Raw genomic sequence first — 6,224 nt, forward strand, 5'->3', positions numbered from 1 at the left:
CGACTTTTGCGGACGGTAAGCTCAAGATCTTCTGAAAAACCTGAGAACCCATTTGCTATTGAAATTGAAATGAATCCACAAGAGGCTGCCTCTCGGAACAGTTCCGAAAGAGGCAGCTTCTCTTTTTTTAGATCGATTCCTATTTGCAAAGGGTTTCCTTGTCCAGCAAGAAAAAAAGAAGATTACAAACTGATTCCTTCCTCTTTACTTTTGATAACATTTTCAAGTCTGATCTTCTTGTTGCTATTCTTACGTAAAGTATATCTGATTAGTACCCAAGGGCAAAAAGAAACATCGGTCATCCTAACCTTGTGATAAGAGTTAAATGATCCAGTTTGAGTAAATGTTTCGTTGCTTAGTGTTCTGACAAAGTTCTGAAGAGCTATGGCTATATATAGGTTAGGAGTGATATTGTAATTTACCTGATATTGTGCATATATAGGAGATAAATATTTTGTCTGAGTATATGGAGTATAGGTATAATCACTCCATGAAATATCTCCACCTAATGTCCATTTGTTCAAAAATAGCCAAAGACCAGCATTTACAGACCAACTATGCTTAGCCTCAAAACCCGTAAAATAATCTGTATTTCGAGTTCCTCCCACATAGCAGTTTCCCTTTCTATTTTTCATGTTATAGCGGAGATTAGTGCCCCATGCAAGACGAGCGAATTTACCACTGTTTCTGAATGTATTGATTTGTATATTATCTTCCAAATATGCATATGGCTCAATGACATCGGTAAATAGGTTGTATAAAACATTCGGAGAAAAAGTAAATTGATGCACCTTCAATGTATAAGAGCCTTGTATACTGTGTTGTTGCTGTGGTGTCAAGGCAGAGTTTCCCTTGACAATAACCAGAGGATCGGTAGAAGTATTGTAAGGGTTAAGTTGTCCTTCAGTAGGTGCCTGATTCGTCAGTTTGTAGCTCAAACGAACATTATTTTTCTTATTGAATTGGTAATTCGTAGACAAGGAAAGGCGTGGTCTGATATAATTGTTGGTTTCTGTAGCAGCTTGTAGATATACATATTCTAATCCACCAGAGACCATATACATCCATGCACCCATTCTTCCACCATATCCTGCATATAGATATTCATCCCACCTACGATGTTTGAAAACTGGCAGATTTTCATTCTTCTTCTATGTTATCATGGATGACTCTAGTATTACTGCCTATCAGCAAACTACTACCATTATCCCATATTTTTGAATAGGTGATGTCTAAATTAGCAGAAGAACGGCTATTATCATAGATGTATTCATTCAGATAATTTCGACTTTGATACTCCTCCTGACGCTGACCATTATTGTCATTACCATTTCGGTTATATCCAAACATTACTTCCAAATTGGAGGCTTTTGAGAAATCATGTTTGTAGTATAGGCCAGCGGTAATGACATAACTATCATTTTGATTTGTAGATCTGTACAAAAAGCTCATGTCATTTGTTGTTTTCAATGAGCCACTCCCCCATGTTTCTTGTTTCTGTTTCGTAGTGATACCATAGAGCTGTGCAGCCATATAATCTTTTTCGGAAAGACTCCACTTTAAAATCAATTCTCCCAACAAACTCTGTTTATTATTCCGAGAAGTACCCGAAGCTTTTTTAAAGTAGTTAGTATTCTTTTGCCACATTTCGATTTGAGAGTCATCATTGTATGTTCCACTCAAAGAAGCACGTCCATATAGTGAGATTTTAGAGTTACCCACTTCGAAATATCCAACACCAAATCCTTCACGTATAGGTATATCTGTACGTGCAGCCACTTGATAAAATTGATATGGATTGCGCTTTGGCTTCAGCTTTATATTAAGAAGGGTCTTAATTCCTTTCTGTAGGTATTTGGCATTTACTACATCAACTATTTCTACCGATAAAATGTCCTGCGGATCAATAGGGGTAATACCTGTATTGACTAATTTTCCATCAATCAGGACATATGGCGATGTACCATCATCCAACTTTACTGATTGCAAAGCTTGGTTTACCCTCAGTCGGGGTATCTCACTCAATGCTTTATATGGATCACCACTCTTTTTAGCATTAGAAGACAAGTAATAAATTTCTCCGGTAGCCGTTTGTTTTCTGCGTTCTGCAGTCACTACGACCTCATCCAAAGTATGATCCAAATCCTTTAGCAAAAGGAATTCTAAATTTGTAATATCCTTGTCCAAATGATAGAAGTTTTCTTGTTCAGAAAAACCCAACAAGCTGATTGATAAAAAATAATCACCCTGTGGTATCTTGCTTAAGCCAAAATTCCCCTGCTCATTTGTCAGACCCATTGCTACTATAGAGTCTTTGGAAGAAAGGAGTATTTGAACATCCTTAAGAGGCTTTTTATCCCGATCAATAACCCTCCCCGAAATCTTATATTGAGCAAAAAGTGTAGTTACACTAATTCCTGATAAAAAGAGGATCAAGCAGCTGAATCTAAGTATTATAAAGATTTTCTTTACCATTGGAGTTCGACAATATTACGAAGCCTCTTGCTTCTAAACAAGATGAAGCTCAACTAACATTTAAGTATTACATTCTGTTTCGGGGTTTATTCCTTTCGGGCTATGTCGCAAAGCGATACTGCTATCAGCGAGCGAAATGTCCTTTGGCGATGAGATACTCGGCTATCTGAACGGCGTTGAGTGCAGCCCCTTTCCGAATCTGATCCGATACGCACCAGAAAGCCAAACCGTTGGGATTGGCCAAATCCTGCCGAATGCGCCCCACTATTACAGGATCTCGCTCCGTACCGAAGAGGGGCATGGGATACCGTCTCTCTGACGGCTCATCGCACAGCATCACTCCGGGAGCTTTGGCAAAGGCTGTGCGAACTTCTTCGGGAGTGATAGGGCGTTCCGTTTCCACCCAAATAGCCTCGGAGTGGGCACGCATGACAGGCACACGCACACAGGTGGCACTCACCATCACATCGCTATGCATGATACGCTTGGTCTCGCGGTGCATCTTCATTTCCTCTTTCGTATAGTCATTATCCATAAAGACGTCGATCTGCGGAATCAAGTTATACATCAGCTGGTAAGCGAATTTGTCCACGGTAGGCTCCTCTCCACGAGCCAACTCTCCGGCCTGCTGTACCAACTCCGCCATACCCAGTGCACCGGCACCGCTGGCAGCCTGATACGTGGCCACGTGTACACGACGTATATGAGAAAGGTCTTCTATCGGCTTGAGTGCCACCACCATCTGAATCGTGGTACAGTTCGGATTGGAGATGATATTGCGAGGGTGTACCAAGGCATCATCTCCATTCACCTCCGGCACCACGAGAGGAACATCTTCCTGCATGCGGAAAGCACTGGAATTATCGATCATCAGAGTGCCATGGCGAGTTATCGTATCGGCAAAAGCAATGGACGTATCGCCTCCGGCCGAACAGAAAGCAACGTCTATCCCCTTGAAATCATCGTTGTCCTTCAATTCGCGAACCACGTATTCCTTGCCCTTGAAAGGATAAACGCTTCCGGCACTTCTCGAAGAGCCGAAAAGATAAAGTTCATCTATGGGAAAATCGCGCTGGGACAATACTCGCAAAAACTCCTGTCCAACAGCTCCGCTAACGCCGACAATAGCTATTTTCATTTTCTTCTACTCTGTTTTTCTATTTGATATGCTTCCCAAAAACTCGGAGAGACAGGCTCTGGTACAAAGTCTGAGCCTCTTCTTTTCTCATTACCTTTGCTGTCCTTGGTGAGAATAATACCCTAAAGTATTGTTCTAAAGGAATGCACAAAAATACGGAAAAACCACGCTTAGAAACAAACAATAAAATCCATGATACGTCGTCTTACCGTTTGGCTTTTCTTGCTGAGCGTCATGTGTCCGCCCCTTTCGGCTCAGTGGACTGAAAATTTCGACCACATAACAGCTCTGACCTCTCCACCTTGGCGAGGACATATCGCAGACTTTGCTATCATCAAAAAACAGCTCAAGCTCCATGTGGAATATCCCGAGGACGTGAACGAATCGCGCATAGCCATCACAGTCCCGTACTTCAAGACTACGACATGGAAAGGCGATGTCAAGCTGGACTTCCGCCCCACCCTCAATAACTACCTCTACTGTTATCTGTACTGCTACCGGGAGATCAGCGACTCCGAGTTCGACTACGTAGCTCTTCGCTGGGGTGGCGGCTCGAAAGGAGTGGATCTGCTCGATGTCCGACTCCGCGTTCTCCCTTCAGGCGAGAGCAGCATCGTCCGCTCCGACATTCTTATCGATGGCAGTACATATCCGCTGGGGACTAAGCCATCCACGAGCTTCACGGTCACATACGCAGTCGGTAGCGGCTGGCAACTCCGGATCAATGGAGCCAATGATACCGGCAATGAGACCGTCCTTATCGGAAGCTCTTCTTTCGATGTCGAATCCCCTTTCTCATCGGGAGGCCTCGGCATCGACTGCCTCTACACCAAAAGCCGATCCAAAGCTTTCACTTTCGACAACCTCAGTGTCACGGAAGGCACTGCATCTCCACCCGAAGAAGAGGAAGAAGAGCCAACTTCACTTGGGAAACCTACACTCAACGAACTGATGGCCAACCCACTGGAAGGAGGAAGCGAATACATCGAACTATACAACCCCACGGACAAACCTGTCGTTCCCTCTAAATTCGCCATAGGCATACTCAGCAATGGCAGCTACACCACCACAACTGCATTGCCTGCTGTAGCCGATACGCTCTACCCGGGACAATACATCGTCTTCGCCAAGAAGAGTGAGGGTGTCACCGAATTCTACCCCCAAGCGCAAAATGTAGTCACGATGAGCAACCTGCCCCGGCTGGCCAATAAGGGCTTTACGATCGGTCTGTTCGAGGAAGGCCTCGATCAACCTCTCGAAGAAGTCGTCTACTCTCCTCAAATGCTCGGAGAAGGAAACGTAACGAGACGAGGAGTATCACTTGAGCGTATCTCCTTCGAGACTCCGGCATCCGATCCGGCCAACTGGGCAGGCGGACTCCAATCGGCAGGATATGCCACTCCCGGCTACCTCAACTCCCAATCCTCCGGCGCAGATACCACCCAGTTGGGACTGTCCGAAGACGAAACGGAAGGAAACGGGAAAAGCTACCTTCCACCTGCAAGCATCGCCGAGGAAGTTCTCCACCTCCCGAAAGGCTCGCTATGTGGCAGTGCTATCTATCTGATGTCCGCAAAAACGGTCAAATACATGGATGGGACAGCCACCAAACGATGGTGTCGCAAATTCTCCGAAGGGAAGGATCTGGGTGAGTCCATAGGCTTGCCTACCGGCTATTCCTACGTGATTGTCGTATGGATTCAGCGGCCGGATAGCATGGTCTACGCTCGAAAGTGTATCGTTACGCTCTAAGCCGGCACCGACAATTTTTCTTATTTTTGCACCTGCAACAGGGGGCTTAGCCTGCATTCCGAAGGATCGGCAGCATTTCGATAACCGCCCCCTACCCCTTTCGTCATCAATAAAAAACGATTATACCCAAATGGCTACAACTGCAGACTTTCGCAACGGCATGTGTCTCGAAATAGAGGGACAGTACTACTTCATCGTCGAATTCCTACACGTCAAGCCCGGCAAAGGCCCGGCTTTCGTCCGTACCAAACTCAAAAACGTGGCTACAGGACGTATCCTCGATAAGACTTGGAACAGCGGCGTTAAGGTCGAAGAAGTCAGAATAGAACGACGCCCTTATCAGTACCTCTATCAGGATGAGATGGGATACAACTTCATGCACCCCGAAACCTTCGAGCAGATCACCATACCCGGTGCAAGCATCGACGGCGTTCAGTTCCTCAAAGACGGCGATATGGTCGAAGCCATGGTACATGCCGCCAGCGAAACGGTACTCACCTGCGAACTGCCTCCGCACGTTAAGCTGCGCGTGACCTACACCGAGCCGGGACTCAAGGGCGACACCGCCACCAACACGCTGAAGCCCGCTACCGTGGAGACGGGAGCAGAAGTACGCGTACCCCTCTTCATTCAGGAGGGAGAGCTCATCGAAGTGGATACCCGCGACGGCTCCTACATCGGTAGAATAAAAGAATAAAGCTGACAAGGGAACCTCTCCCACACGACAAAAAGCAAAGCACCCGCTCGGAGTTCGACAGGAACTTTGGCGGGTGCTTTGCTTTTTTATGCTTCCATGAAAGACGTCTTCGGCTTCTTTCCCCCATCGAATGGCTGACGATCTATATATAAAACGTTTTCG

The 6,224-nt window shown here is 45.7% G+C and carries 5 protein-coding genes; 2 read left to right on the plus strand and 3 right to left on the minus strand.

Annotated elements, in window-relative coordinates:
• Positions 1-182: 182 nt before the first annotated feature.
• The 3 genes from F452_RS11150 to F452_RS0108115 all read right to left on the minus strand — a co-directional run bounded on the left by F452_RS11150 (position 183) and on the right by F452_RS0108115 (position 3,613).
• Positions 183-1,136, minus strand: coding sequence for an outer membrane beta-barrel family protein (locus tag F452_RS11150; RefSeq protein WP_262497963.1), 954 nt, complete (start codon positions 1,134-1,136; stop codon positions 183-185).
• A 4-nt stretch (positions 1,137-1,140) separates the two neighbouring features.
• Positions 1,141-2,475 carry a carboxypeptidase-like regulatory domain-containing protein gene (locus F452_RS11155; protein WP_018965714.1) on the minus strand — a complete coding sequence of 445 codons (1,335 nt, stop codon included), beginning with the start codon at positions 2,473-2,475 and terminating at the stop codon, positions 1,141-1,143.
• 124 nt (positions 2,476-2,599) lie between these two features.
• The gene (locus F452_RS0108115; protein WP_026292313.1) at positions 2,600-3,613 is read right to left on the minus strand and encodes an aspartate-semialdehyde dehydrogenase; all 1,014 of its coding nucleotides are present in this window, start codon (positions 3,611-3,613) and stop codon (positions 2,600-2,602) included.
• A gap of 192 nt (positions 3,614-3,805) precedes the next feature.
• Here F452_RS0108115 and F452_RS0108120 point away from each other — a divergent pair, with 192 nt between their 5' ends.
• Together F452_RS0108120 and efp are read left to right on the plus strand one after the other, a co-directional pair.
• Positions 3,806-5,365, plus strand: a complete 1,560-nt coding sequence (locus F452_RS0108120; RefSeq protein WP_018965716.1) for a lamin tail domain-containing protein — start codon at positions 3,806-3,808, stop codon at positions 5,363-5,365.
• 130 nt (positions 5,366-5,495) lie between these two features.
• A complete protein-coding gene (gene efp, locus F452_RS0108125) occupies positions 5,496-6,062 on the plus strand; it encodes an elongation factor P (protein ID WP_018964650.1) in 567 nt (188 codons plus the stop codon).
• The last annotated feature ends 162 nt before the right edge of the window (positions 6,063-6,224 follow it).

Source organism: Porphyromonas gulae DSM 15663 (assembly GCF_000378065.1).
Lineage (GTDB): Bacteria > Bacteroidota > Bacteroidia > Bacteroidales > Porphyromonadaceae > Porphyromonas > Porphyromonas gulae.